The following is a 26,825-nucleotide window of genomic DNA, read 5'->3' as shown; positions in this document are numbered from 1 at the left end:
AGTCTGGGGCGCCCGGGCGGACGCGGCAAGGGAATTGGCGTGCTCCCGCGCGTCGGCGTACGTACGCGGCGACGCCCGGCCGGCCTCCGCGGCCGCGGCCGGTCCCGGCGGCGGGTCAGCCGGTCCAGGCCGGGCGGGCCGGGTCGTCCAGCCGGACCACGACGTCGGCGGTGGCCGCCGGCTCGGCCTCCTCGGCGTAGCGGGCGAGGGCGGGCAGCGTCCACTGCTCCTCGTCGGGGGTGCGGCGGCGCAGGGCGGCGGGGGTCAGGTGGAGGTGGACGGTGAGGTCGAAGGGGAACCAGCGGCCCAGCAGCATCGGCCCGTGCAGCAGCAGGACGCCGCCCGGGGGCAGTTCGCGGCGCGGGCTGCGGGTGGCCCGGTCGGTGGCGGGGTCCCAGAGGTCGGGCAGGACCGCGCCGCTGCCGCCGGGGTCGAGCGGGCCGAACACCTCGCGCCACAGGGCGCCTTCGTCGAACCAGCTCTCGCGGTAGCTGTCCGGGTCGTGGTGCCCGTACTCGTAGCGCAGGGAGGCGGGGCGCAGGAAGCCGTGGGTGTCGACGGTGAGGACCGGCCGGCCTCGGGCGCGCAGCCGTTCGGCGAGTTCCGCGGCGAGCTCCCCGGGCCGGGCGGCCGCGGCGGCGTCGACGCCGACCCGGGCGCGGGTGGCGCCCTCGGCGGGGGTCAGGGTGTCCACGCGGGCGGCGAGGCGGTCGGCGAGGCGGTCCCGGCTGATCGGTTCGAAGCGCACGGGTCCATCCTGCCCCCACGGCCCGGCCCACGGCGGGCGCGCGCCCGGTACGGGCCCGTACGGCCCTTCCCGGGCCGCGCCCGGGCGCGATGCCGCCTGCGCGGCCGCCTGCGCCTGCTTCGCCGCGGCCCCGCTGGGCTGAGGCCCACGGGGGACCGCGAGGAGGCGGGCTTCCGCGCAGGAGGTCCCGCCTTCTCGTCCCGTACGGCGCGTCAGGGCTTGCGGGCCACCGCGACCCAGCCGGGGATCGGGGCGTCGCCGGTCACCGGCACGGCCTCGCCGAGTTCCGGGCGCCATTCGGCGGCCAGGGAGATGCCCGGCTCGACCAGCTCCAGCCCGTCGAAGAAGCGGCTGAACTGCTCGCGGTCGCGCGGGGCGAGGGTCAGGCCGCGCCGGGCGTAGAGCAGGCGGGCCTTCTCGGCGCCCTCGGGGTCGAAGTCGGAGGCGACGTGCGAGACGACGAGGTGGCTGCCGGGGGCGAGCGGCGCCACGAGGTCGCGTACCAGCTCGTAGGCGCCGTCCTCGTCCGAGACGAAGTGGAGGAGGGCGTTGAGGGAGAGGGCGATCGGGCGGGAGAAGTCGAGGACCTCGGCGGCCTGTTCGATGATGCTCCGCGGCTCCCGGGCGTCGGCCTGGAGGTACTCGGTCACGCCCTCGGGCGTGGAGCGGAGCAGGGCCTCGGCGTGGCGCAGGACGATCGGGTCGTTGTCGGTGTAGACGATCCGCGAGTCGGGCGCCGTCTGCTGGGCGAGCTGGTGGAGGTTGGGCTCAGTGGGGATGCCGGTGCCGATGTCGAGGTACTGGCGCATGCCGCCGGGCCCGGCCAGCCACCGCGTGGAGCGGTGCATGAACGCCCGGTTGGTTCTGGCCATGTCCCGGCCGCGGGCGTCGACGGCGAGGAGCTGGCGGGCCATCTCCTCGTCCACGGGGTAGTTGTCCTTGCCTCCGAGGAACCAGTCGTACATGCGGGCCGGGTGCGGCTTCGTGGTGTCGATGTAGAAGGAGGTCTGTTCCTGCCCGGTCATGCACGCTCCCTGAGGACGAGGATCGGAGGTCGGAGCGGGGCCGACGGCTGGGCCGGTTCCGCGGGAGCCGAGTACACGTGTTCGGCCCGGGGACGGCAAGGGCCCTCGGGCACCTGGCCGGTTCACGACGGTGGGTGGCGCACGAGGGCCCGTGGGGGCGGGAAGGATGCGGGGTCAGGAGATGAGGAAGTCGGCCTTGCCGGTCTTGGCGCCCTGGATGAACGCGCTGATCTCGCCGTGGGTGTAGATGAGCGCGGGCCCGTCCGGGTCGGCGGACTGGCGCACCGCGACGCGCCCGTCGTCCAGCCTCATGGCCTCCACGCAGTTGCCGCCGTTGCCGCCGCTCCACGGCTTGCGCCAGCCGGCGGTACCGAGTTCGCGGGCGGGCATACCGCTGTATATCGGGGACCGGTCCATTAGTGCTCCTTGCGGAGATCCTTGAGGATTTCCTTTGTGCGATGTGCTGTCGCCGCATGCGCCGCCATGCGGTCCATGACCTCCAGGTACGTGACCACCTCGGCGCGGGCGTCGAGGTAGACGGCGCCGGTCAGGTACTCGCTGTAGACCATGTCCGGGAGTTCGGGTTCGCCGAACCGGAAGAGGACGAACGGCCCGTAGGTGCCCGGGTGGGGTCCGGACGCGAACTCGGAGATCTGCAGGGTGATGTGCGGCCGTTCGGCGACTTCCAGCAGCCTGTCGATCTGGGCCCGCATCACGGCTGATTCGGCGACGGGCCTGCGCACCGCCGTCTCGTCCATCACCACCCAGAGCCGGGGAGCGTCCTCGCGCTCCAGCAGCTCCTGCCGCTGCATCCGCAGGGCGACGTGGCGTTCGATGTCGTCCGGGCTGGTCTGGCCGACCGCTCCGGAGACCAGGACGGCCCGCGCGTACTCCTCGGTCTGCAGGAGTCCGGGGACGAAGTGCGGTTCGTACGAGCGCAGGAGGGTCGCGGCGCCCTCCAGGCTGACGTACATGCTGAACCAGCCGGGCAGGATGTCGTGGTAGCGCTGCCACCAGCCGGGGCGGTTGGACTCCTCGGCGAGGGCGATGAAGGCTTCCGCCTCCTCGTCGCCGACGCCGTACGCCTTCAGCAGGAGGTGGAGGTACGGGATCTTGAGGGCGACCTCGGCGGTCTCCATGCGGCGCACGGTGGCGGGGGCGACCCGCAGTACGCGCGCCGCCTCCTCCCTCTTCAGTCCCGCGCCCTCGCGCAGGTCCTGCAGGCGTCTGCCCAGCACTACCTGGCCGACGGTCGGTGCGGACCGCGGTTCGCTCACGTCGACCTCCCGCTGACGAGCTGTTAGCGAGCAGTGTGCCATGCGCGACGTCCGGAGGACACTGCACTGTGAACTTTTCAGAGTGACCCTTGCCAAGTGTCTGCGGCAGGACGATAGTGGCTGTCGTGACTCCGCCCGCCCCCTTAGCTCCCGCCGCCCCGCTGGACGCCGCCGTCGAACGCTGTTGCAGCTTCGACCTGGCAGCCCACCCCCGCTCGGCCTCCGAGGCCCGCAGACTGACCCGCGAGCGGCTGGCGGGCTGGCCGGTGTGCGCGGACACCCGCGAGGCGGCCGACCTGGTCGTCTCCGAGCTGGTGACCAACGCGATCGTGCACACCACGAGCCGCAGCATCACCTGCGAGCTGCGCAGCCTCCGCGACGGCGACTGCCTGCGGATAGCCGTACGGGACGAGGGGCACGCCGGCGCCGCTCCGTGCCCGGCCGAGGGGCGGCCCGCCGAGGAGCACGGCAGGGGCCTGCTGCTCGTCGCCGCCCTCTCCACCGCGTGGGGAGCGCTGGAGGCGGAGACCGGCACCGGACTCACCGTCTGGGCGGAACTTCCGGCGCGGACGTCGCACGACCTGGGAAGCGGGGCCTGAACTTGCGCACACTCACATCGCGACGGCTGAGCATGGACACGCTGACACGGCTCTCCCGGTCCCGGCAGAGCGTGCCGCCGCCCCGGCGCCTGGAGCTGCCGCCGGGCATGCGCACCCAGTTGGGCTGCGACGCGGTCGGCATCCCGGAGAACTTCTCGCACCGGATCATGACCCGGCTCCCCCGCGTCGGCTGCGTCTACGCCGACGAGGGCCTGTGGTGGTGGGTGGTCCCGGCCGGCTCGGACATCGCTCTGGAGTGGCCGATGCCGTCGTACTACTCGCCGGGCGCGCTGCTCCCCGAGACGGACTCCGCGCCGACCCTGCTGCACTGCCCCGACGGTGACGCGCCGTACACCCCGCCCATCCCGCTCTACCTGGCGCTCTGCCGACTCACCGGCACGACCCCCGCCTGGTCGCGGACGGTCGGCGCGGGCCACCTCCCGCCGCCCCGGCGCGGCGAGGACTGAACGCCGGACCCGGCGGGGGTCCGCGGCCCCGTCAGCCTCCGGTTGGCTGCCGCACGATCACCCAGTAGGCGTCGCTCGGCAGGTCCATGACGACTTCCGCCGCCTGCCCGCGGGATCGGCAGACCCTCGCGTACTCCTCGGCCGGCCAGGATCCGCGCGGCCCGCCCGCCGGGAAACGCTCCACCCGCTCGGCCTCCGCCTGCCGGGATTCGCCCATCCGTGCTCCCCCGTCCGCTCGCCCGTGCGGCACCGGGCCGCCTCGCACCGGGCAACGAGTCCGGCCGTGCCAGGTCACGGAACCCGCCCCCGGCGTGCGGCCGTACGGATGCGAGCATGGCTCCTCGTGACCGACCAGCTCTCCGCCCGCCACGACGGGCCCGCCGCCGACGACGGCTGGGGCGACCGCGCCGGGGACACCGCGCTCACCCTTGCCCTCCCGGCGCTGGACCCGCTGGTGACCACCGGCATCCGGGCGCACGCCACGGTCCTGTACCCGTTCCTCCCCGTCGCCCGCGTACGGCCCGGCTCCGACGACCCGGACGGTGCGGACGCGGCCCTGCGCGCCCTGTTCGCCTCGCACGCTCCCTTCACGCTCCGGTTCGCCACTTTCCGCGGTGAGCCGGGCGTGCTGTTCCTCGCGCCGGAGCCCCCCGAACCGCTGACGGCCCTGACCGGCGCCGTACGCGCCCGGTGGCCCGAGGCCGTGCCGTACCGGGGGGTCTTCGGGCCGGAGGGCCTCGCCCCGCACGTCACGGTGGCCCACGGCGAGGAGTTCGGCGCCGCCCGCGAGCGGCTGGCCCCGGCCCTGCCGGTCACCTGCCGGGTCACCGGCGTCCGCCTGATCGTCCACGACGGGCACACCTGGCAGGACCGGCTCACCTACCCGCTCGGGCCCGGGCCCCAGGTCAGGTGAGCGCGGCCCCCAGCGCCAGGAACCCGCAGATCAACACGGCGAGGACGGCTAGCAGGGGCGCGACGAAGCGCAGGTAGCGGTTGTAGCCGACCTTGGCCAGCGCGACCCCGCCGATGGTGACGGCGGTGGTGGGCACCCAGAGGTTCATCCAGCCGCTGGCCGACTGCCAGGCGGTGACGACCAGGGCCCGGGAGACCCCGGCGAAGTCGGCGAGCGGGGCGAGGACCGGCATGGAGAGCGTGGCGTGGCCCGAGGTGGAGGGGATCAGGAAGGCCAGCGGGAGGTTGACCAGGAAGACGATGACCGCGAAGAGCGCCGAGGACGTGCCGCGCACCACGCTCTCCACCGAGTGCAGCACGGTGTCGGTGACCTGCGAGTTGTTCATGATCACTGTGACACCGCGGGCCAGCACGATGACCATGGCCGGGGAGATGAAGTCGGCGGCGCCCTGCACCAGGGTGGAGCTGATCCGCTGCTCCCCCATCCGCCCCACCAGCCCCACCAGCACCGCGGCCACCAGAAAGAACGCGGCCAGCTGCGGGAAGGACCAGCCGAGTTCGAAGCCGTACGGCTCGGCGTCGGCGTCGCCGGTCAGCGCGTTGGACCAGGGCACCACGGAGAAGATCATGAAGGCGAAGACCAGGGCGACCACGATCAGCACGGCCCGGTGCAGCCCGGTCAGCTCCGGCGGCTCCCCCGCCGCCTCGGCCGCCTGTTCGCGGTCGCCGGGGAGGAAGCCGCTGAGCGAGCGGGCCGGATCGCGGCGCACCCGGCTCGCGTACCGCGCGACGTAGGCGATGGTGACGCCGGTGAGCACCACCCACATCGCGGCGCGCAGCACGATGCCGTCGCCGAGGGAGATGTCGGCGGCGGAGGAGGCCACGCCGGTGGCGAAGGGGTTGACGGTGGAGCAGAGCACGCCGATGCCGGAGCCGAGGATGATGGTGCCGGTGGCCACCATCCGGTCGTAGCCGAGGGCCAGCATCAGCGGGACCACCAGGCCGTAGAAGCCGAGGGTCTCCTCGGCCCACCCCTCGACGGTGCCCAGCAGCGAGAAGACCCCCATGATCCCGGCGATCAGCAGCGTCCCGCGCCGGCGCAGCCGGTGGGCGAGGCGGCTGATGCCCCGGTCGAGGGCGCCCGTGGCGAAGACGACGGTGATGAAGGCGCCGATGGCCAGGACGAAGAGGAAGACCCCGGCGCTGCCGTAGAGCTCGCCGCTGAAGTCGGGTCCCACCTCGCCGGAGTCGGCGTCCTGGATGCCGTAGAGGCCGTTGACCGGGGCGAGGAAGAGATCGTTGAACCGGTCGGTGAGGCTCTGCTCCGTCTCGACCCGCTGGTACGTCCCCTCGACGGGTGCGCCGTCGGCGTCGCGCTCGTACTGGCCGGAGGGGATCAGGAAGGCGAGCAGCCAGACGGCGAGGGTGACGGCGGCGAGGATGGTGATCGCGTTGGGGAAAGTGAACTTCCGCTTCCCCTCGGGGCCGTCTCCCTCCGGCCCCTTCTCCTCGGCGGGCGCGGGGCTGCTCACCGGGCCTCCCCGGCCGGGCCGTGGGCGTCGGCGAACCGCTGAACGAAGGAGATGAGCGCGACGACGGTGCCCCGCACCTCGTCGCGGAGGACGCGTTCGTTGGGGGCGTGCAGGTTGCAGAGGGAGTCCTGAGCGCCGAAGAGCAGCACCTCGGCACCGGGTGCCGCCGCGGCCAGCCCGTTGACCAGCGGGATCGAACCACCGGTGGCGGCCTCCTGGGCCTGCTCGCCCCAACCGTCGCGCAGCGCCTCGCGGGCGGCGCGGTAGGCGGGTCCGTCGGTGGCCGCCCGGTATCCGGCCCCGGTGTCGAGGGGTGTCACGGTCAGCGGCACCCCGAACGGCCGGAGCGAGCGCAGGTGCCGGACCAGGGCGTCCTGCGCCTCCGCGGGATCCTGGAGCGGATGGAACCGCAGGTTCAGTTTGGCCCGGGCCCAGGGGACGACCGCCGAGGCGGCGTGGTCCACGGGCGGCGCGTCAAGGCCGATGACGGTGATCGCGGGACCGCTCCACAGCCGCTCACCGAGGCTGCCCGAGCCGAGCAGCGGCAGCCCCGGCTCCACCCCGGCCAGCTCGCGGAACTCCTCCTCCGTGTACGAGGCCCCGCTCCACGCCTCGCGGCGCAGCCCGGGCACGGCCACGTCGCCGTGGGCGTCGTGGAGCGTGCCGAGCGCCTGGACGAGGGCGAGCAGCGCGTCGGGGGCGGCCCCGCCGAACTCCCCGCTGTGCCGGGGCTCGGCCAGCGTGCGGACCTCGACCTCCACCTCGCTCGCGCCGCGCAGCCCCGTGGTGAGGGTCGGGGTGCCGGGGCGGAGGTTGCCGAGGTCGGCGATGACCATGGCGTCGCAGGCGAACCGCTCGGGGTCGGTCGGCGGATAGACGTCGAAGGCGCTGCCGTACTCCTCCTGCCCCTCCACGACGATCTTGACGCCGACCGGCGGCCTGCCCTCGTACGCCCGCACCATGCCCAGGTGGGCGGCGATGTTGGACTTGTCGTCGGCGACGCCCCGCGCCCGTAGCCCGCCCTCGACGGGCGTCGGCTCGAAGGGCGGTGAGAGCCAGGCCGCCGGGTCGCCGGGCGGCTGGACGTCGTAGTGGGCGTAGAGCAGCACGGTGGGGGCGTGCGGGGAGGGCGGCAGGATCTCCCCGTAGACGACCGGCGCGGTGTCCGGCAGGTCGAGCAGCTCCACGTGCGGAACTCCGGCCTCCTGGAACAGTTCCGCGACGAGGTCGCAGGCGCGCCGCACCGGCGCCTCGGGGTGGCCGGGAAAGGCGACGGAGTCGATGGCGGCCAGCCGCGCCAGATCGGCCCAGACCCCGTCCATCACTTCGTCGGCCCTGCTCTGCGGGTCCATACCGCCCCCTCGTCGCCCGCCACCCAAACGGGATCGCCTGCTTTGTCCGGAACAGCCCGCATTATCCGCAGGCGTCGCCGGCAACGGCGCGGCGGCACGCCGGAGGAAGCGGCACGCTCCCCGTCGGCCCCCGCGCCCGGGGAGACCGCCGACCGGGGCCGCCGTTCTATGCTCGACCCATGGCTACGGAGGTTTCGCAGGGCGGCGGTTCGGTACGGGTGGACGCCTGGATCTGGGCGGTACGGCTGGTCAAGACCCGGTCGGCGGGGGCGGCCGCGTGCCGCGCCGGGCACGTCCGCGTCAACGGCGAGCGCGCCAAGCCCGCCCAGCCGGTCCGTGTCGGCGACGAGGTCGCGCTGCGCCACGGCGGCCGCGACCGCCTGGTGAAGGTGAGCACCGTCCTGCGCAAGCGGGTCGGCGCCCCCGTCGCCGTCACCGCCTACGTCGACAACAGCCCGCCCCCGCCACCCCGCGAGGCCGTCGCCCCCGCGGGCGTACGCGACCGGGGCGCGGGCCGCCCGACCAAGCGGGACCGCCGCGAGATGGAGCGGCTGCGCGGCATGGCCGACTGAGCCGCTCCCGTCACTCCCTCCCCTGGGTGCACCATGGGGAGGGAGCGGAGGTGGAGCCGATGCGCCCAGGCCGTTCCGGCACCGAACCGGCGACAGCACGCAGCCCGCTGCGGATGCGCAGGGCGTTGGGCGTCTTCGGCGTCGTCTGGGCCCTGGCCGGAGCTGTCGCCTTCGCCCTGATCGACGAGCCCCGCTGGGCAGCGCTCTGCGCGATCCTCTGGCTGGTCGCGGTCCTGGACCTGATGGCGGTCACCCGCCGCATCCGCCGCCACACCCAGCCGCCCCAGGTCATCCCGCCCGGCCGCTCGACCCGGCCCCCCGAACGCTGAGCCCGGCCGGGTCAGGGGGTGCCTTCGCAGTGCGGGACTTGTCTGAGACCCCCTAGTCGTCGAACCGCGCCGCGGCCAGGTACTCGGGCCTCGGGTCGAGGGCGGCGGCGAGCCGGAAGTGGCGCCGCGCCTGCTCGGGCCGGTTGGCCCGCTCGTAGGTCCGGGCCAGCGCGAAGTGCGCGAAAGCGTTGTCCGGCTCCCGCTCCAGCACCACGGTGAACTCCAGCTCGGCCGCCCTGAGCTGCGCCGAGAGGAAGAACGCCCGGGCCCGCAGCAACCGGGCCGCCGTGTGCTCAGGGTGACGCGCGATCACCGAGTCCAGCAGCTTGACGGCCCCCCGCGGATCCCGCGCGGCGAGCAACTGCTCAGCCGCCCGATAGTCGATGACATCCGTCTCCGGAGTACTCCCAGCCACCCCAGCCCCTTTCCTCGTCCCTCCCCGCGAACACACCCCACCCCCAGAATGTTCCACCCCAGCCCACCCGAAACCCACCCGGCCGACGCGCGAGGCCCTCTCCGACCGACACGGCCACAAAACCAGCCCGGCCGGCACCTGAGGCCATCCCCGACCGGCACGGCCACAAAACCAGCCCGCCCGGCACCTGAGGCCATCATTGACCGGCACGGCCACACATCAGCCGGGCCGGCACTTGAGGCCATCATTGACCGGCACGCTCAAGGCGGACAGGACCACAGAAGACAGCCCGGCCGACCAGAAGCCAATCAGTACCCCCGAGCGGCCCGAGCCTCAAGCTCGCCCCACACCTCACCCACCCGCGCCCGCAACACATCGAGCGGCACATCGTTGTCGATCACCAGGTCGGCGACAGCCAACCTCTCCTCCCGCCCGGCCTGCGCCCCCATCCGCGCCCGAGCCTCCTCCTCCCCCATCCCCCGCAACCGCACCAGCCGGTCGACCTGCGTCTCGGGCGCCACATCCACCACGATCACCAGATCGTAGAGCTCGGCAAGCCCGTTCTCCGCGAGCAGCGGCACATCGTGGACGACGACCCCGTCCGCGGGAGCCTCCCGCTGGAGCTCGGCGGACCGCTCCCCCACCAGCGGATGAATGATCCCGTTCAGCACGGCCCGCCGCTCAGGGTCGGCGAAGACGATCTCCCCCAGCCTGGCCCGGTCCAGCGACCCGTCGTCCGCGAGCACGGACTCCCCGAACGCCTCGACCACGGCGGCCAGCCCCGGCGTCCCGGGCTCCACCACCTCGCGGGCGATCTTGTCCGCGTCCACCAGATGGGCCCCATGCTCCACCAGCAGCCGGGACACCTCACTCTTCCCTGCCCCGATCCCGCCCGTCAGCCCCACGGTCAGCACGCCGCGCCCTCCTCGCTCCGCTCGACGGGTCCGCGCCCGCGGACCCCGGACGCCCCGCCGGCCGCCGGGCCGAGGCCGGCACGGAGGCGGGCCGGTCACACGACCGGCCCGGGCAGGGCGTGGGCAGCCTAACCTCCGGCCACCCCCGCCCCCGGGCTACTCCCCCTCGCGCTCCGCGAGGAACTTCTCGAACTCGCGCCCGATCTCGTCGGCGGACGGCAGGTCGGCGGGCTCGGCCAGCATGTTGCCGCGGGCGCCGGCCCCGGCGACCGCGTCGTACTGGTGCTCCAACCCCCGCACCAGCGCGACCAGTTCCTCGTCGCCCTCGCCGACCTGGCGCTCGATCTCGGTCTGGGTGCGCTGGGCCTCGGTGCGCAGGGTGTGCGCGACGGAGGGCAGCACCAGGCCGGTGGCGGCGGTGATCGCCTCCAGCGCGGTCAGCGCGGCGTCCGGGTAGGCGGAGCGGGCGATGTAGTGCGGGACGTGGGCGCCGACGCCGAGGACGTCGTGGCCGGTCTGGATGAGGCGGTACTCGATGAGCGCCTCGACGCTGCCGGGGACCTGCGCCTGGTCGAAGGGGGTCGGGTGTCCGGGGACCAGGTCGGTGCGGTTGCCGTGCGGGGTGAGGCCGACCGGGCGGGTGTGCGGGACGCCCATCGGGATGCCGTGGACGCTGACGGTCAGCCGTACGCCGAGCCGCTCGACGACCTGCTGGACGGCGGCCGCGAACCGCTCCCACTCCACGTCCGGCTCGGGACCGGCGAGCAGCAGGAAGGGGGCGCCGGTGGCGTCCTGCACCAGGTGGAGTTCGAGCGCGGGGACCTCGTAGTCGGTGTAGCGGTCGCGCTGGAAGGTGAGCAGCGGGCGGCGGGCCCGGTAGTCGATGAGCCGGTCGTGGTCGAAGCGGGCGACGGGCTGGTGGGGCAGGTCGTCCAGCAGTTCGTCGACGATCTGCTCCCCGGTCTGCCCGGCGTCGATGTATCCCTCGAAGTGGTAGAGCATGACGAGCCCGGCCGACTCCTGGGCCAGCGCGGTGTCCACCGCTGCGAGGCCCTTCGGCTCCCATGCGTACAGATCCTGCGGGTCTCGATCCTGCACTGTGACCGTTCCTCCTCGTGTCCGTACTGCAGAACACCCCCAGGCCCACGGGCATTCCCGCCCGCACCCCTTTCCCGGCGTCCCGTGGCTCGACGTTTCTGGCGACAAGCCTTCCCACCCGGGTGGCGGCGTGCCCCTCCCGGGCCTCCGCCGGGGCCGGCTCGGCCTTCTCTCCGAAGGGACGGGCGTGGGTGAACACCTCGATGAGGAGGCCGGGTTGGCGGCAGAGGGCCGTGGCGTCCGTACGCCGAGGGCCCGTTGCCGTACGCGGCCCCCGCCGGACGGCCATCACCACCTCCCCAGCATTGGTCCAGACCTTGACAGGGGCGCGGCCCGTCCCTAGCGTCACCGCCCGGCGCGACCACCGGCCCGTACCTCCCCATGACAGGTCCGACGGAAGGCATCCCCCATGCGCACCGCCCCTCCCCTGCTGGCCACCGCCCTCGCCTCGGCGGCCCTCCTCCCCGGCACCGCGGCCGCCGCCCCGGCCCCCGCCACCGTGACCGAGGTGACCACCGCCAAGGAGCTGAAGGCCGCGCTCACCGCCGTTCGCCCCGGCGACACCGTCCACCTCGCCGACGGGACGTACACCGGCAACTTCAAGGCGACCGTTCCCGCGACCGCCGGTGCCCGCATCACCCACCGCTCGGCCGACTGCCCCACCACCGTGCACGCCTCCAACACGGTGACCGGCGGGAAGGGACTCACCAACATCCCCGTCACGCCGTAACGCCCGGCCGCACCAGGAAACGGCGGAAGGCCCGCCCCCCAAGGGGAGCGGGCCTTCCGTGCGGGCTTGTCAGCCGGTCAGAGCATGGTGCTTCAGCTCTGGCCGCCGGCCAGCTTCTCGCGCAGGGCGGCCAGGGCCTCGTCCGACGCCAGGGCGCCGGAGTTGTCCGCGGACTCCGAGGAGTACGAACCGCCGCCGCCGCCACCACCGGTGCCACCGGAAGCGGCCGGGGCCGCACCAGCGGTGTCGGTGCCCTCGGCGGCCGCCTGGGCGTCCGCCTCGCGGGACTTGATGACCTGGGCCTGGTGCTGCTCGAAACGCTGCTGAGCCTCGGCGTACTGGGTCTCCCAGGCCTCGCGCTGCGTCTCGTACCCCTCGAGCCAGTCGTTGGTCTCGGGGTCGAAGCCCTCGGGGTAGATGTAGTTGCCCTGGTCGTCGTAGGACGCGGCCATGCCGTACAGGGTCGGGTCGAACTCGACGACCGACGGGTCGGCGCCGAAGGCCTCGTTGGCCTGCTTCAGCGAGAGGCTGATGCGGCGGCGCTCGAGGTCGATGTCGATGACCTTGACGAAGATCTCGTCGTTGACCTGGACGACCTGCTCCGGGATCTCCACGTGGCGCTCGGCCAGCTCGGAGATGTGGACCAGACCCTCGATGCCCTCGTCGACGCGGACGAACGCGCCGAAGGGAACGAGCTTGGTGACCTTGCCGGGAACGACCTGGCCGATCTGGTGCGTCCGGGCGAACTGCTGCCACGGGTCTTCCTGGGTCGCCTTCAGCGACAGGGAGACGCGCTCGCGGTCCATGTCGACGTCGAGGACCTCGACGGTGACTTCCTGGCCGACCTCGACAACCTCGGACGGGTGGTCGATGTGCTTCCAGGACAGCTCGGAGACGTGGACCAGACCGTCGACGCCACCCAGGTCCACGAAGGCACCGAAGTTGACGATCGAGGAGACGACGCCGGAACGGACCTGACCCTTCTGGAGGGTCGTGAGGAAGGTCTGGCGGACCTCGGACTGGGTCTGCTCCAGCCAGGCGCGGCGGGACAGGACCACGTTGTTGCGGTTCTTGTCCAGCTCGATGATCTTGGCCTCGAGCTCCTTGCCCACGTAGGGCTGGAGGTCGCGGACGCGGCGCATCTCGACGAGGGAGGCAGGCAGGAAGCCACGGAGGCCGATGTCGAGGATGAGACCACCCTTGACGACCTCGATGACGGTACCGGTGACGATGCCGTCTTCTTCCTTGATCTTCTCGATCGTGCCCCAGGCACGCTCGTACTGAGCGCGCTTCTTGGACAGGATCAGGCGGCCTTCCTTGTCCTCCTTCTGGAGGACCAGGGCCTCGATCTCGTCGCCGACGGCGACGACCTCGTTGGGGTCGACGTCGTGCTTGATCGAGAGCTCGCGGCTCGGGATCACGCCTTCGGTCTTGTAACCAATGTCGAGCAGGACCTCGTCCCGGTCGACCTTCACGATGACGCCGTCGACGATGTCGCCGTCGTTGAAGTACTTGATCGTCTCGTCGATCGCGGCGAGGAAAGCTTCCTCGTTACCGATGTCGTTGACCGCAACCTGCGGGGTGGTGGCGGTGGTCTCGGTGCTGCTCGTCATGTGGGAAAGGGCTCCGGTACGGACATGAAGTCGTAGGTACTGCCGCGCACGGAGCCGGTTTCACTCTGCAGCAGTCGAACAGCCTTCAGAGGCACAGCCTCCGGAGTCCCGGGGGCCCTCGCCTCGTACAACCGAGGGGACACACAACAGAAGCGAGCACATCCTGCTAGGTCTGAGGAGCGCAGGCTCGCAGCGCAACTTGTAGCATACGGGGGCAGCCGGACAGGGTCAATGCGCGAAGGCGCACACCCGGGACACAAGCCGCGAACCCGGCACAATTCCCGTTGCCTGAGGCCACACGGCCCGCACCGGGACCGCGCGGACACCGGCTGCCCCACCGGGGCACGGCTCCGGTGAAGTACGGAGAGTACGACGAGGGAGCCGATCATCCAAGAGCCCGTACCGCCCCGGTCCGCCGCCGACGAGGCCCCGGAACCCGAGGCGACCCGCCGCACCGCCTCCCCCGCCGAGAGCAGCCGGGCCAGCCGCGGCTGGTGGGACGGCAACGCCGACGCGTACCAGCGCGAGCACGGCGCCTTCCTCGGCGACGACCGCTTCGTCTGGGGCCCCGAGGGGATCGACGAGGCCGAGGCCCGCCTGCTCGGTCCCGAGGGGAGCCTGAAGGGGCGCGACGTGCTGGAGATCGGCGCCGGCGCCGCCCAGTGCTCCCGCTGGCTCGCCGCCGAGGGCGCCCGCCCGGTCGCCCTGGACCTCTCCCACCGCCAGCTCCAGCACGCCCTGCGGATCGGCGGCGAGGTGCCGCTGGTCGAGGCCGACGCCGCGGCCCTGCCCTTCGCCGACACCTCCTTCGACCTGGCCTGCTCCGCCTACGGCGCGCTCCCCTTCGTCGCCGAGCCCGCCCGGGTGCTGCGCGAGGTGCGCCGGGTGCTGCGGCCCGGCGGGCGGTTCGTCTTCTCGGTGACCCACCCGATCCGCTGGGCCTTCCCCGACGAGCCCGGCCCCGAGGGGCTGACCGTCGCCGCCTCCTACTTCGACCGCACCCCTTACGTCGAGCAGGACGAGCGGGGCCGCGCCGTCTACGTCGAGCACCACCGCACCCTCGGCGACCGGGTCCGGGACGTGGTCGGCGCCGGATTGCGCCTGGTGGACCTGGTCGAGCCGGAGTGGCCGGCCTGGAACACCCAGGAGTGGGGCGGCTGGTCCCCGCTGCGCGGCAACCTCTTCCCGGGCACCGCGATCTTCGTCTGCGTCCGGGACTGACCGGGAGCCCGGCGGCCGGGGCGCGCCTGCGTACGAGACTGGGGGCATGATCCGTACCGACGCCCTGGCCCAGTTGCCCGTCCGCTCCGTGCTGCCCGCGCTCCGCGAGGCGCTGGAGGGGCCGGGTACGGCGGTGCTGTGCGCGCCGCCCGGCACCGGCAAGACGACGCTGGTCCCGCTCGCCCTCGCCGGGCTGCTCGGGGACGGCCCGCCGCGCCGGGTGGTGGTGGCCGAGCCCCGCCGGATCGCCGCGCGGGCCGCCGCCCGCCGGATGGCGTGGCTGCTCGGCGAGGAGCCGGGGCGCAGTGTCGGGCACACGGTGCGCGGGGAGCGGGTGGTCGGCCCGCGGACCCGCGTCGAGGTGGTCACCACCGGGGTGCTTGTCCGCCGCCTCCAGCGGGACCAGGAGCTGCCCGGCGTCGACGTGGTGATCATCGACGAGTGCCACGAACGGCATCTCGACGCGGACACCGCCGCCGCCTTCCTGCTGGACGTACGGGCGACGCTGCGGCCGGAGCTGCGGCTGGTGGCGGCCTCGGCGACCACCGACGCGGAAGGGTGGGCGCGGCTGCTGGACGGGGCGCCGGTGGTGACCGCCGAGGGCGTGAGCCACCCGGTGGAGACGGTGTGGGCGCCGCCGCCCGCGCCGGTCCGCCCGCCGCACGGGATGCGGGTCGACCCGGCGCTCCTGACCCATGTGGCCGCGACCGTGCGCCGCGCTCTCACCGAGCGGGAGGGGGACGTGCTGTGCTTCCTGCCCGGGGTCGGGGAGATCGGGCGGGTGGCCGGGGAGCTGGGCGCGCTGCCGGGCGTGGAGGTGCTCCAGGTGCACGGGCGGGCCCCGGCCGCCGTGCAGGACGCGGCGCTCGCCGGGTCGTCCGGGCGCCGGGTGGTGCTGGCCACCTCGGTCGCCGAGTCGAGCCTGACGGTGCCCGGGGTGCGGGTGGTGGTCGACTCGGGGCTGGCCCGCGAGCCGCGTACCGACCACGCGCGCGGGCTCAGCGCGCTGACCACGGTGCGCGCCTCGCAGGCGTCGGGCCGCCAGCGCGCGGGACGGGCGGGCCGTCAGGCGCCGGGTGCGGTGTACCGGTGCTGGGCCGAGGCGGAGGACGCCCGGCTGCCGCGGTTCCCGCCGCCGGAGATCAAGGTCGCCGACCTCACCGCCTTCGCCCTCCAGGCCGCCTGCTGGGGCGATCCGGACGCCTCGGGCCTGGCGCTGCTCGATCCGCCGCCGGCCGGCGCGATGGCCGCCGCCCGCGAGGTGCTCTCCGCCCTCGGCGCGCTCGCCCCGGACGGCGCCGTCACCCCCCGCGGCGAGCGGTTCTCCGGCGTGGGGGTCCACCCGCGGCTGGCGCGGGCGCTGCTCGACGGGGCGCCCGAGGTGGGCGGGGCGCGGGCGGCGGAGATCGTCGCCCTGCTGAGCGAGGAGCCGCCGCGCGGCTACGGCGACGACCTGGCCGCCGCCTGGCGGACCGCGCGCCGGGGCCAGGACGCGTACGCGGCCCGCTGGCGGCGCGAGGCGAAGCGGCTGGCGTCGTCCGCCCGCGAGGCCCCCGCGGGCCCGCGCGACGGCACCGCCGGCGACGACGCGGCGGCCGGTCTGGTCGCCGCGCTCGCCTTCCCCGAGCGGCTGGCGCGGGCCCGGGGCGGTGACGGCTACCTGATGGTCTCCGGCACCGGCGCCGAGCTGGCGCCGGGTTCGGCCCTGCGGGAGAGCCCGTGGCTGGCGGTGGCGGTCGCGGACCGGCCGGTGGACCGGGCGCGGGCCCGAGTGCGGCTGGCGGCGCCGGTGGACGAGGCGACGGCCCGGTGGGCGGCGGCGCCGCTGCGCCGGGAGGGCGAGGAGATCGGCTGGACCGGCGGCGACGTGGTGGCCCGGCGGGTGGAGCGGCTGGGCGCGGTGGAACTGGCGGTACGGCCGCTGGACGGCGCGACCGGCGCCGAGCAGGTCCGGGCCGCGCTGCTGGCGGGCCTGGAACGGGAGGGTCTGGGGCTGCTGCGCTGGACGCGGGATGCCGCCGAGCTGCGACAGCGCCTCGCCTTCCTGCACCGGGCCGTGGGCGGCACCTGGCCGGACGTCTCCGACGAGGCCCTGCTGGCCCGCGCCGAGGAATGGCTGGAGCCGGAGCTGGGGCGGGCCCGGCGCCGCGCCGACCTGGCCCGGATCGAGGCGGGCGCCTGCCTGCGCCGCCTGCTGCCGTGGGCGGGCGGTGAGGCGGCGAGGCTGGACGAACTGGCCCCGGAGCGACTGGAGGTGCCGAGCGGCTCCCGCGTCCGCCTCGACTACGCCGACCCGGAGCGGCCGGTGCTCGCCGTCAAGCTCCAGGAGTTGTTCGGCCTCACCGGCACACCCCAGGTCGCGGGCGTCCCCGTCCTCGTCCACCTCCTCTCCCCGGCGGACCGCCCGGCGGCGGTCACCGCCGACCTGGAGTCCTTCTGGAAGGACGGCTACCGCGCGGTCCGCGCGGAACTGCGCGGGCGCTACCCGAAGCACCCGTGGCCGGAGGACCCGGCGACGGCGACGGCGACCCGGCACACCAAGGCGAGGGCGGAACGGGAGGGGCGGGGGCCCGGCAAGGGATAGGGCGGCTGCGCGCCGGTCCGGCCCGTTGCACCGGTGCGGCCGTGTCCGAGGGAGGCCCGTGTCTCGGGCACCCCTCCCCCGGAGGCCCCTGACGGTGGGCGGGGTGCCTCCGGCGTACGCGGTCCACCTGCCGGAGTGCGGACCCGAGCCGCTCCGGAGCTTCGGCTCCCGTACCGGCTCGGGCGGACGCCCACGCCGGTACGGCTGGGTCATCCTGCTGGGCGCGAACCGCCCCACCAGGGGCACCCGGCGGACCGCCCGCGGGCGCTCCAGGCCCGGTGCCGGTAGCCCGGAACGGCGGCGGTGACACCCCGCTGCCGGGCCTGGACCGGTCGGCCACGCGTGGCTGCACGCCTTGGTACAGCACGAGATCCCGCTCGCCGGGTACCTCGCGGAGGACGTGTGCACCGAGATGTCCGCCGACTCCGGGGCCTACCTGGACGCCTGGGCGTCGATCCGGCGGCGGCAGACTGATCCCGTTACGTCACCCGGTGCCGGCCCGGCCCGTCCGTCACCGGGGCCCGGCGAAACGCCTGCGCCCCGGTGACGGATGGCCCGTCAGGAGGCCTCAGTGACCTTCAGTTCCAGGACCACGACCGCCCCGCCGGTCGTCTCCACGCGGAGGCGGAAGGTGCCGGCGGTGTCGTCGGCGTGGAGTTCGGGGAGGACCAGGCGGCCCTGCTCGTCGGTGGTGAGGGCGAGTTCGCGGACCCGGCGCTCCTCGGCGGGCTCGTCGCCGGGGGTGAGGAAGTAGGGGCCCTGTTCGGCGGCCTTCTCGCCGTCGGTGGGTTCAGCACCGGTGAGCACGGTGGCGGTGACCGCGGCGCCGGGGGCCGCCTTGCCGTCGCGGGTGGCCGCCAGGGCGATCCGTCCGTCGAAGGTGGCGCCCGCTTCGCAGGTGAGGGGGGTCTCGTCGGTGCGGACCAGCTTGTCGGCGCGGGGCGCGGTGACCTCGCCGCGCAGCCCGAGGGAGACGGGCTCGGCGGTGCCGAGGAGGGTGGCCTTGACGGTGAGGGCCCCCGGCTTGCCACCGGCGAGCAGGGTGGGCGCCTTGGCGACACCGTCGGCGCCGGTGGTGACGGTGGCGGTGGTGGCGCCGTCCTCGAAGGTGGTGCCGGTCTCCCCGGTGAGGGTGAAGCGGACCTTGGCCTCGGCGGCGGGCTTCTTGTCGGCGCGTTCGGCCCGCACGGCCGGGCGCTCCGCGAACCGCTCGCCCGCCGGGGCGCTGAGCGTGCCGTCGCCGAGGTCGACGAGGCGGGCGGGGGGCGCGGGCGTGGTGGGCGGCGGGGTGGTCGGGGGCGGGGTGGTCGGCGGCGGGGTGGTCGGGGGCGGAGTGGTCGGCGGCGGAGTCGTCGTGGGCGGCGGGGTGGGCTTGGGTGAGCCGCCGTTGCCGTTGCCGGGCGGAGTGGGCGACGGGCTCGGGGTGCCCGGGCGGCCGGGGCGGACCGGGTCCGGTGACGGGGTGGTGCCGGCGGGGGCGCCCGGGGAGGGCTGGCTGCCGTCGGGGACCTCGTGGGCGCCCTTGCGGTAGAAGTCGTACCAGTGCAGGACCGTGCGCAGGTACTCCTGCGAGCGGTTGTAGCCGAGGATCGCCTGGTGGAGATCGCGTTCCACGGTCAGGTCGCGGTCGTGGGCGCAGAGGTAGCTGCCGGCGGCGAGGGCGGCGTCGTAGATGTTGTTGGGGTCGCGCCTGCCGTCGCCGTTGCCGTCGCGGCCCCAGCTCTCCCAGGTCTGCGGGATGAACTGCATCGGGCCGACGGCGCGGTCGTGGAGGGTGTCGCCGTCGTAGGCGCCGCCGTCGGTGTCGGAGATGTCGGCGAATCCGACACCGTTGAGGACGGGGCCGAGGATCGGGGACGGCGTGGTGCCGTCGGCGGCGAGGCGGCCGCCGCGGGCGTGGCCGGACTCCACCTTGCCGATGGCGGCGAGGAGTTCCCACGGCACGCGGCAGCGGGGGTTGCTGGCGGCGAGAGAGGCTTCCGCCTTGCGGTAGGCGGCGAGGACGGTCGCGGGTATCCCGGACTCGGCGGAGCCGACGCCGGGGGTCTCGTCCGGCGGATCGTTCCGTCCGGGTCCCTTCAGCGGCGGCAGCTCGGTGTAGTACGGGGAGTCGCCGCTGACCGAGGGGTCGTCGCGGTCGGGCGCGCTCGCCGAGGGGCGGTCGGAGGCCGCCGCCCTCTGCTCGTCCGCGGCCGTGGGGGCTCCGGAGGCGGAGAGCGCCGCCATCGCCGCCGCCGCGACGGCCGTACTGGCCGCTCCCCGCCGCATCCGCCGTCCGAACAGTGCCGCCATTGTGTGCAACCCCTCCCGCGTCGACGAGCCGTCCCCGTGGGCGCCGGCGCCCGGTCGGACGGCTCTGGCGACCCTACGGGACCCTGCCGCGCACGGGCACCCGTCGCTGACCGGTATTCACCACTTGGCCACATGCGCGTGGTCGGCACGTCTGTACGCACCGGCCGCCCCTTACGACCCAGCAGCACACCGGAGGGTTGTACTCCGCCGAGGCACGGGCACGATTCCTTCACGCGGCCGGAGCCGCGGCACCGTGCGCCCGGCACCGTCCGTCCGCGTCCGCCGGCACGCAGGGCCCGCGGCCGCGAACTAGGCCTCCCCTCGCCCCACTTGGCCCCAGGCCAGGTGCCCGCCCCTGCCGTGGCCGGCCTTGCGAACGCCGACGGGCCGTCCACCCGGCATCCCTCCCGGGTGGACGGCCCGTCGGCCACGTCCATACGCGTCGGCGCTCGCTCTCGGCTGCCTGCCGAGGCGGGCGGCCCAGTCAGTGCGCGGCCGCCTCCCAGTTCTGCCCGACGCCGACAGAGACGTCCAGCGGGGCGCGCAGCTGGACCGCGTCCGCCATCTCGCGGCGGACGATCTCCTCGACGCGCTCGCGCTCGCCGGGCGCGATCTCCAGGACGATTTCGTCGTGCACCTGGAGCAGCATCCGGCTGGTCAGCTTCGCCTCGGTGAGGGCGCGGTGGACCCGGAGCATGGCGATCTTGACGATGTCGGCGGCGGTGCCCTGGATGGGGGCGTTGAGCGCCATCCGCTCGGCGGTCTCGCGGCGCTGGCGGTTGTCGCTGTTGAGGTCCGGGAGATACCGGCGGCGGCCGAGCATCGTCTCCGTGTACCCCGTGGCGCGGGCCTCGTCCACGGCGTGGCGCAGGTAGTCGCGGACGCCGCCGAACCGCTCGAAGTAGGTGTCCATCAGCGCCCGCGCCTCGCCCGCGTCGATGCCCAGCTGCTGGGAGAGGCCGAACGCGGAGAGGCCGTACGCCAGTCCGTAGGACATGGCCTTGATCTTGCGGCGCATCTCGGGGTCGACGGCGTCCCGCTCGACGCCGAAGACCTGGGAGGCGACCGTGGTGTGCAGGTCCTCGCCGGAAGTGAACGCCTCGATGAGGCCCGCGTCCTCGGAGAGGTGGGCCATGACGCGCAGCTCGATCTGGCTGTAGTCGGCCGTCATCAGCGACTCGTACCCCTCGCCGACCACGAAGCCGCGGCGGATGGCGCGGCCCTCGTCGGTGCGGACGGGGATGTTCTGGAGGTTCGGGTCGGTGGAGGAGAGCCGGCCGGTGGCCGCGACCGTCTGGTTGAACGTGGTGTGGATGCGGCCGTCGGTGGCGATCGACTTGATCAGCCCCTCGACGGTGACGCGGAGCTTGGCCTGCTCGCGGTGGCGCAGCATGATCACGGGAAGCTCGTGGTCGGTCTGGGCGGCGAGCCAGGCGAGGGCGTCGGCGTCGGTGGTGTACCCGGTCTTGGTCTTCTTGGTCTTGGGGAGGTTCAGCTCGCCGAAGAGGACTTCCTGGAGCTGCTTGGGCGAGCCGAGGTTGAACTCCCGGCCGACCGCGTCGTGCGCCTCCTTCACGGCCTGCTGGACCGCGGCGGCGAACTGCTGCTCCATCGCCTCCAGGTGGGCGCGGTCGGCGGCGATGCCGGCACGCTCCAGGGTGGCCAGCAGGATCGAGGTGGGCAGCTCGATGTCGGCCAGCAGCCCCGTCGCGCCGACCTGCTCCAGCCGCTCGCCGAAGGCCGCGCCGAGGTCGAGGACGGTCCGGGCCTGCACCATCAGGCCGTGCGCCTCCGCCTCGTCGTCGGCGCCGAGCGTGAGCTGCCCGTCGGCGGCGGCGGGGGCCAGCTCGCGGCCCAGGTACTCCAGGGAGAGGGCGTCCAGCGCGAAGGAGCGGCGACCGGGCTTGACCAGGTAGGCGGCGAGCGCGGTGTCCATGGTGACCCCGGCCACGCGCCAGCCGTGCTCGGCGAAGACCCGCATGACGCCCTTGGCGTTGTGCAGGATCTTCGGCCGGTCGGCGGCGGCCAGCCACTGCGCGAAGGCCTTCTCGTCGGCCTCGTCCAGCCGCGACGGGTCGAACCAGGCGGCGGCCCCGCCCGGCGCGGCCAGCGCCACCTCGGTGACCGAGCCCTCGCCGAGCTTCCAGGTGTCGACGGTTGCCATGCCGAGCAGCGCGGCGCCGTGCTCGCCGAGCCACGGCTCCAGCTCGCCCGCGCCGAGGACCGTGCCGTCGATCTCGACGGCGGGCTCCGCGACGGTCTCCTCCTCGGCCGCGCCCGGGTCGACGGCGAGCAGCCGCTCGCGCAGCGACGGGTTGCGGATCTCCAGGGTGTCCAGCACCAGGGTGAGCGCCTTGCGGTCGTACGGGGCGCGCTCCAGGTCGGTGACGGCGCGGTCCAGCTCGACGTCGCGGATCATCTCGGTGAGGCGGCGGTTGAGCTTCACCGCCTCCAGGTGGTCGCGGAAGTTCTGCCCGGCCTTGCCCTTGACCTCGTCGGCCCGCTCCACCAGCTCGGCGAAGGAACCGAACTGGTTGATCCACTTGGCGGCGGTCTTCTCGCCGACGCCGGGGATGCCCGGGAGGTTGTCCGACGGGTCGCCGCGCAGGGCGGCGAAGTCCGGGTACTGGGCGGGGGTCAGGCCGTACTTCTCCCGGACCTTCTCCGGGGTGAAGCGGGTCAGCTCGGAGACGCCCTTGGTCGGGTACAGCACCGTGGTGTGGTCGCTGATCAGCTGGAAGGAGTCGCGGTCGCCGGTGACGATCAGGACCTCGAAGCCCGCCGCCTCGGCCTGGGTGGCGAGGGTGGCGATGACGTCGTCGGCCTCGAAACCGTCGACCGCGAACCGCTCGGCGTGCATCGCGTCGAGCAGCTCGCCGATCAGCTCGACCTGGCCCTTGAACTCGTCGGGGGTCTTGGAGCGGTTCGCCTTGTACTCGGTGAACTCCTCGGACCGCCAGGTCTTGCGGGAGACGTCGAAGGCGACGGCGAAGTGCGTCGGCCGCTCGTCACGCAGGGTGTTCGCCAGCATGGACGCGAAGCCGTAGATCGCGTTGGTCGGCTGGCCGGTCACGGTCGTGAAGTTCTCCGCGGGCAGCGCGAAGAACGCCCGGTACGCCAGGGAGTGCCCGTCCATGAGCATGAGGCGGGGGCGGTCGGCTGCCGGATCGGCGACCACTGCGGACTTCTTCTTCGATGCTGTCTCTGCCACGCCCCCGATCCTGCCACGCCGCTGCGACAGTCGGCTCCGCGCCGCCGCGCGACGCCCTCACAGGAAGGACACCTCACGTCACGGCCGGCTGTCACCGGCACGTGGGAGGATCGGAGGCGGTCCAGCACAGAAGGTGTCCGGCCCGGCTCGCGCCGGCCGGACAGGCTCGAAGGGGAGCGCAGCATGGCAGCCAAGCCGCCCACCGGTGACCCCGTCCAGGACGCCCCCGACGTCGGGGAGGTCCAGCACGCCGCGGCGGGCCTGCCCGCGGTCGCCCACTCCCTGCGGATGTCCGCCCGGCAGATGGGCGTGCGCCGCACCGCCCTGACCCTGCTGCGGGTCAATCAGAAGGACGGCTTCGACTGCCCGGGCTGCGCCTGGCCCGAGCCGGACAAGCGGCACGCGGCGGAGTTCTGCGAGAACGGCGCGAAGGCCGTCGCCGAGGAGGCGACGCTGCGCCGGGTCACCCCCGCCTTCTTCGCCGAGCACCCCGTCCGCGACCTCGCGGGGCGCAGTGGCTACTGGCTGGGCCAGCAGGGCCGGATCACCGAGCCGATGCACCTGGCCGAGGGCGCCGACCACTACACGCCGGTCAGCTGGGAGCGGGCCTTCGAGCTGATCGCCGACGAGCTGCGCGCCCTCTCCTCCCCCGACGAGGCCGTCTTCTACACCTCGGGCCGCACCAGCAACGAGGCCGCCTTCCTCTACCAGCTCTTCGCCCGCGAGTTCGGCACCAACAACCTCCCCGACTGCTCGAACATGTGCCACGAGTCGTCGGGCTCCGCCCTCACCGAGACCCTCGGCGTCGGCAAGGGCAGCGTCCTGCTGGAGGACCTGTACCAGGCGGACCTGATCATCGTCGCCGGTCAGAACCCGGGCACCAACCACCCCCGGATGCTCTCGGCGCTGGAGAAGGCGAAGCAGGGCGGCGCGCGGATCATCACGGTCAACCCGCTGCCCGAGGCCGGGATGGAGCGGTTCAAGAACCCGCAGACCGTCAAGGGCATGGCCCGCGGCACCGCGCTGACCGACCTCTTCCTCCAGATCCGCCTCGGCGGCGACCAGGCCCTCTTCCGCCTGCTCAACTCCCTCGTCCTGAAGACGCCGGGCGCCGTCGACGAGGAGTTCGTCGCCGCCCACACCCAGGGGTACGAGGAGTTCGCCGCCGCCGCGGCGAAGGCCGACTGGGAGGAGGCGCTCACCGCCACCGGGCTGGAGCGCGCCGAGGTCGAGGAGGCGCTGCGGATGGTGCTGGCCTCCGAGCGCACCGTCGTCTGCTGGGCGATGGGCCTCACGCAGCACAAGCACTCCGTCCCCACCATCCGGGAAGTGGTCAACTTCCTCCTGCTGCGCGGCAACATAGGACGTCCGGGCGCCGGAGTCTGCCCGGTCCGCGGCCACTCCAACGTCCAGGGCGACCGCACCATGGGCATCTTCGAGCGCCCCGCTCCCGCCTTCCTCGACGCGCTGGAGCGCGAGTTCGCCTTCACTCCGCCCCGCCACCACGGCCTCGACGTGGTCCGCGCCATCCGCGCGCTGCGTGACGGCGAGGCCAAGGTCTTCCTCGCCATGGGCGGCAACTTCGTCGCCGCCTCCCCCGACACGGAGGTCACCGAGGCGGCGATGCGCAAGGCCCGCCTCACCGTCCACGTCTCGACCAAGCTGAACAGGTCGCACGCGGTCACCGGTGCCCACGCCCTGATCCTGCCGACGCTCGGCCGCACCGAGCGGGACGTCCAGGCGAGCGGCGAGCAGTTCGTCACCGTCGAGGACTCGATGGGCATGGTGCACGCCTCGCGCGGCCGCCTGGAGCCCGCCGGACCCGCGCTGCTCTCCGAGACCGCGATCGTCTGCCGCCTCGCCCGCGCCGTCCTCGGCGAGGGCTCGGCCACCCCCTGGGAGGAGTTCGAGGGGGAGTACGCGCTGATCCGCGAGCGGATCGGCCGGGTCGTCCCCGGCTTCGAGGATTTCAACGCCAAGGTCGCCGACCCGTCCGGCTTCGCCCTGCCGCACGCTCCGCGCGACGAGCGGCGCTTCCCCACCCCCAGCGGCAAGGCCCACTTCACCGCGGCCCCGGTCGAGTACCCGCACCTGCCGCCGGGCCGCCTGCTGCTCCAGACGATCCGCTCGCACGACCAGTACAACACCACGGTCTACGGCCTCGACGACCGCTACCGCGGCATCCGGGGCGGCCGCCGCGTCGTCCTGGTCAACCCGGACGACGCCCGCGAGCTGGGTTTCGCCGACGGCGCGTACGCGGACCTGGTCGGTGAGTGGCGCGACGGGGTGGAGCGGCGCGCACCCGGTTTCCGCGTCGTGCACTACCCGACGGCGCGCGGCTGCGCGGCCGCCTACTACCCGGAGACCAACGTCCTGGTGCCGCTCGACTCCACCGCCGACACCTCCAACACCCCGGCCAGCAAGTCCGTGGTCATCCGGCTGGAGCCGACCGACCGCTGACCTGACCCGCGCCGCGTACCGCGTACGGGACCGGCGGCACATCTGGGGCGGGCCCCCCTGCCGCGGCGGCCGTCCGCCGGTTACCGTAAGCCCCGACTGAGCGCTTGCTCATCGAGCTTTCACGAACGGAGCCGGACCATGGGTGAACAGCAGACCGTCACGTTCCCGCAGGAGGTTCTCGACGAGTACGCCTCGCTCGGCGTCGACCTCGCCGCGCTCTTCTCCGCCGGGCACCTCGGCACCCGCATGGGCGTTAAGATCCTGGAGGCCTCCGCCGACCGCGTCGTCGGCACCATGCCCGTCGAGGGCAACACCCAGCCGTACGGCCTGCTGCACGGCGGCGCCTCCGCCGTCCTCGCCGAGACCCTCGGCTCCGTCGGCGCGATGCTCCACGGCGGCCCCCACAAGCTCGCCGTCGGCGTCGACCTGAACTGCACCCACCACCGCGGCGTCCGCTCCGGTCTCGTCACCGGGACCGCCACCCCCGTGCACCGCGGCCGCTCCTCCGCCACCTACGAGATCGTCATCACCGACGAGCAGGACAAGCGCGTCTGCTCGGCCCGGCTGACCTGCATGCTCCGCGACGCCGGCGGCGCCGCACCGCAGAGCTGACCCGTACGAGGACGGCGGCGGGCCCCAGCAGCGGGGCACCGCCGCCGCGGGCGTACGCCGCCCGGCACGGGCGGCGTACGCGCAAGCCGACGCCCCCCCCCGGCGCACCGCCGCGCAGACTCCCCGGGCACGCCGTCCCCCGCACACCGGCCGGGCCCCTCAGCACCCGCGACACCCTCGCCCCGGCCCTGCCCGGGGCGTACGCCCGGCGAGGCGTTCCCGTAGGCGAGACATGGCGGCCCGCCATCCGCGCCACCATCACGGCCGTGCGCCGGAGCTACGAACCGAGGCGCGCGGCCACCAACACGTACGCCGCCACGACCGCCCACGACCGCCGCCGGGCCCCTGCGAGCGACGCCTCATCAGCGACGAGGGACGCACCGCGCTCGCGCCGACTCCGAGCGGGAGCCCCCGATGGCCCGGGGCGTCGTGGGCGCACCCGGCCCCGCGTCTCCCCCGCGGCCGGCGCCATCCCCGCCTCCGCCGCCGGCTGCCCGCACACCGGCCGCGTCCCGCCTCACCGTGAGGCCGCGAACCACCTCCGCCGAGCCCCACCCGGCCGCGAACCCGCAGGAATGCCGGATTCCGAATGCGGATATCCGAATACCGGACACCCCGCCTCGCCATCTGCCAAACCCCTATCCGCCCCTCTTCACCCCGCTGCCCCTTTTCTCCGACGGAGGAAAAGCCCCGCGCACTCCCCATAGGCACACAGGAGCGCAATTGCGACACAGCCGCCCGGAATACGAGCGTCCATTTCCTGGGCGTAACACTAGGTAACCTTCACGCAATCAAACGCCCCGGATCCACCCGGCCCGGCAGGACCGAAACGCCCCTTTCGCGGACCACCCCAGGGCCGCCC

General features: G+C 74.0%; 22 protein-coding genes and 1 pseudogene. 10 read left to right on the top strand and 13 right to left on the bottom strand.

Annotated features, from left to right (window positions below):
• Positions 1-115: 115 nt before the first annotated feature.
• The 4 genes from ACFWMZ_RS14060 to ACFWMZ_RS14045 all read right to left on the bottom strand — a co-directional run bounded on the left by ACFWMZ_RS14060 (position 116) and on the right by ACFWMZ_RS14045 (position 3,050).
• Positions 116-748: a uridine kinase gene (locus tag ACFWMZ_RS14060; protein ID WP_383175366.1), complete on the bottom strand. Its 633-nt coding sequence runs from the start codon at positions 746-748 to the stop codon at positions 116-118.
• Between the two features lie 212 nt (positions 749-960).
• Positions 961-1,773, bottom strand: coding sequence for an SAM-dependent methyltransferase (locus ACFWMZ_RS14055; RefSeq protein ID WP_383175363.1), 813 nt, complete (start codon positions 1,771-1,773; stop codon positions 961-963).
• Positions 1,774-1,947: 174 nt separating this feature from the next.
• Positions 1,948-2,190 carry a DUF397 domain-containing protein gene (locus ACFWMZ_RS14050; RefSeq protein WP_383175360.1) on the bottom strand — a complete coding sequence of 81 codons (243 nt, stop codon included), beginning with the start codon at positions 2,188-2,190 and terminating at the stop codon, positions 1,948-1,950.
• Positions 2,190-3,050: a helix-turn-helix domain-containing protein gene (locus ACFWMZ_RS14045; RefSeq protein ID WP_383175357.1), complete on the bottom strand. Its 861-nt coding sequence runs from the start codon at positions 3,048-3,050 to the stop codon at positions 2,190-2,192. The genes ACFWMZ_RS14050 and ACFWMZ_RS14045 overlap by 1 nt, the downstream gene beginning before the upstream one ends.
• A gap of 125 nt (positions 3,051-3,175) precedes the next feature.
• Between ACFWMZ_RS14045 and ACFWMZ_RS14040 the strand changes: the two genes are divergently transcribed.
• On the top strand, positions 3,176-3,649 hold the full coding sequence (locus ACFWMZ_RS14040; protein ID WP_383175354.1) for an ATP-binding protein: 474 nt from the start codon (positions 3,176-3,178) through the stop codon (positions 3,647-3,649).
• A gap of 32 nt (positions 3,650-3,681) precedes the next feature.
• Positions 3,682-4,116 (top strand): hypothetical protein, encoded by a 435-nt coding sequence (locus ACFWMZ_RS14035; protein ID WP_383175351.1) that lies wholly within the window; start codon positions 3,682-3,684, stop codon positions 4,114-4,116.
• A 31-nt stretch (positions 4,117-4,147) separates the two neighbouring features.
• Here the strand turns inward: ACFWMZ_RS14035 and ACFWMZ_RS14030 are convergent, their stop codons facing one another.
• Positions 4,148-4,333 (bottom strand): hypothetical protein, encoded by a 186-nt coding sequence (locus tag ACFWMZ_RS14030; RefSeq protein WP_383201646.1) that lies wholly within the window; start codon positions 4,331-4,333, stop codon positions 4,148-4,150.
• A 126-nt stretch (positions 4,334-4,459) separates the two neighbouring features.
• Here ACFWMZ_RS14030 and ACFWMZ_RS14025 point away from each other — a divergent pair, with 126 nt between their 5' ends.
• Entirely contained in the window at positions 4,460-5,029 is a 570-nt protein-coding gene (locus tag ACFWMZ_RS14025) for a 2'-5' RNA ligase family protein (RefSeq protein WP_383201643.1), read from the top strand.
• Here the strand turns inward: ACFWMZ_RS14025 and ACFWMZ_RS14020 are convergent.
• Together ACFWMZ_RS14020 and ACFWMZ_RS14015 are read right to left on the bottom strand one after the other, a co-directional pair.
• Positions 5,022-6,560: a YfcC family protein gene (locus tag ACFWMZ_RS14020; RefSeq protein ID WP_383201640.1), complete on the bottom strand. Its 1,539-nt coding sequence runs from the start codon at positions 6,558-6,560 to the stop codon at positions 5,022-5,024. The genes ACFWMZ_RS14025 and ACFWMZ_RS14020 overlap by 8 nt on opposite strands.
• Positions 6,557-7,912, bottom strand: a complete 1,356-nt coding sequence (locus ACFWMZ_RS14015) for a M20/M25/M40 family metallo-hydrolase (protein WP_383201637.1) — start codon at positions 7,910-7,912, stop codon at positions 6,557-6,559. The genes ACFWMZ_RS14020 and ACFWMZ_RS14015 overlap by 4 nt, the downstream gene beginning before the upstream one ends.
• A gap of 32 nt (positions 7,913-7,944) precedes the next feature.
• Between ACFWMZ_RS14015 and ACFWMZ_RS14010 the strand changes: the two genes are divergently transcribed.
• Together ACFWMZ_RS14010 and ACFWMZ_RS14005 are read left to right on the top strand one after the other, a co-directional pair.
• A complete protein-coding gene (locus tag ACFWMZ_RS14010) occupies positions 7,945-8,484 on the top strand; it encodes an RNA-binding S4 domain-containing protein (protein ID WP_383201692.1) in 540 nt (179 codons plus the stop codon).
• Positions 8,485-8,543: 59 nt separating this feature from the next.
• Positions 8,544-8,813 carry a DUF6343 family protein gene (locus tag ACFWMZ_RS14005; RefSeq protein ID WP_383201634.1) on the top strand — a complete coding sequence of 90 codons (270 nt, stop codon included), beginning with the start codon at positions 8,544-8,546 and terminating at the stop codon, positions 8,811-8,813.
• Positions 8,814-8,865: 52 nt separating this feature from the next.
• Here ACFWMZ_RS14005 and ACFWMZ_RS14000 read toward each other — a convergent pair whose 3' ends face one another.
• The 3 genes from ACFWMZ_RS14000 to ACFWMZ_RS13990 all read right to left on the bottom strand — a co-directional run bounded on the left by ACFWMZ_RS14000 (position 8,866) and on the right by ACFWMZ_RS13990 (position 11,216).
• Positions 8,866-9,228: a tetratricopeptide repeat protein gene (locus ACFWMZ_RS14000; RefSeq protein WP_383175333.1), complete on the bottom strand. Its 363-nt coding sequence runs from the start codon at positions 9,226-9,228 to the stop codon at positions 8,866-8,868.
• A gap of 308 nt (positions 9,229-9,536) precedes the next feature.
• Complete coding sequence (gene coaE, locus ACFWMZ_RS13995) at positions 9,537-10,142, bottom strand: dephospho-CoA kinase (RefSeq protein WP_383201631.1); 606 nt, start codon at positions 10,140-10,142, stop codon at positions 9,537-9,539.
• A gap of 156 nt (positions 10,143-10,298) precedes the next feature.
• A complete protein-coding gene (locus ACFWMZ_RS13990; RefSeq protein WP_383175497.1) occupies positions 10,299-11,216 on the bottom strand; it encodes a PAC2 family protein in 918 nt (305 codons plus the stop codon).
• Positions 11,217-11,649: 433 nt separating this feature from the next.
• On the opposite strand from ACFWMZ_RS13990, the pseudogene ACFWMZ_RS13985 reads away from it, so the two are divergent.
• A pseudogene (locus tag ACFWMZ_RS13985) lies at positions 11,650-11,946 on the top strand (sheath polysaccharide-degrading enzyme); the annotation flags it as partial.
• 116 nt (positions 11,947-12,062) lie between these two features.
• Here the strand turns inward: ACFWMZ_RS13985 and rpsA are convergent.
• Positions 12,063-13,583: a 30S ribosomal protein S1 gene (gene rpsA, locus ACFWMZ_RS13980; protein WP_383175327.1), complete on the bottom strand. Its 1,521-nt coding sequence runs from the start codon at positions 13,581-13,583 to the stop codon at positions 12,063-12,065.
• Positions 13,584-13,967: 384 nt separating this feature from the next.
• Here rpsA and ACFWMZ_RS13975 point away from each other — a divergent pair, with 384 nt between their 5' ends.
• Positions 13,968-14,804 (top strand): class I SAM-dependent methyltransferase, encoded by an 837-nt coding sequence (locus tag ACFWMZ_RS13975; RefSeq protein ID WP_383201689.1) that lies wholly within the window; start codon positions 13,968-13,970, stop codon positions 14,802-14,804.
• A 46-nt stretch (positions 14,805-14,850) separates the two neighbouring features.
• Positions 14,851-17,388: an ATP-dependent helicase HrpB gene (gene hrpB / locus ACFWMZ_RS13970; RefSeq protein WP_383201628.1), complete on the top strand. Its 2,538-nt coding sequence runs from the start codon at positions 14,851-14,853 to the stop codon at positions 17,386-17,388.
• A 558-nt stretch (positions 17,389-17,946) separates the two neighbouring features.
• Here hrpB and ACFWMZ_RS13965 read toward each other — a convergent pair.
• Complete coding sequence (locus ACFWMZ_RS13965; protein ID WP_383201625.1) at positions 17,947-19,680, bottom strand: lytic transglycosylase domain-containing protein; 1,734 nt, start codon at positions 19,678-19,680, stop codon at positions 17,947-17,949.
• Between the two features lie 484 nt (positions 19,681-20,164).
• Positions 20,165-22,891, bottom strand: a complete 2,727-nt coding sequence (gene polA, locus ACFWMZ_RS13960; RefSeq protein WP_383175318.1) for a DNA polymerase I — start codon at positions 22,889-22,891, stop codon at positions 20,165-20,167.
• Between the two features lie 183 nt (positions 22,892-23,074).
• Here polA and ACFWMZ_RS13955 point away from each other — a divergent pair, with 183 nt between their 5' ends.
• Together ACFWMZ_RS13955 and ACFWMZ_RS13950 are read left to right on the top strand one after the other, a co-directional pair.
• Positions 23,075-25,351, top strand: coding sequence for an FdhF/YdeP family oxidoreductase (locus ACFWMZ_RS13955; protein ID WP_383175315.1), 2,277 nt, complete (start codon positions 23,075-23,077; stop codon positions 25,349-25,351).
• A 138-nt stretch (positions 25,352-25,489) separates the two neighbouring features.
• Positions 25,490-25,963, top strand: coding sequence for a PaaI family thioesterase (locus ACFWMZ_RS13950; RefSeq protein WP_383175312.1), 474 nt, complete (start codon positions 25,490-25,492; stop codon positions 25,961-25,963).
• The last annotated feature ends 862 nt before the right edge of the window (positions 25,964-26,825 follow it).

Source organism: Streptomyces sp. NPDC058373, from assembly GCF_042723275.1.
Taxonomy (GTDB): Bacteria; Actinomycetota; Actinomycetes; order Streptomycetales; family Streptomycetaceae; genus Streptomyces.
This window is presented reverse-complemented; position numbering and strand designations above follow the sequence as displayed.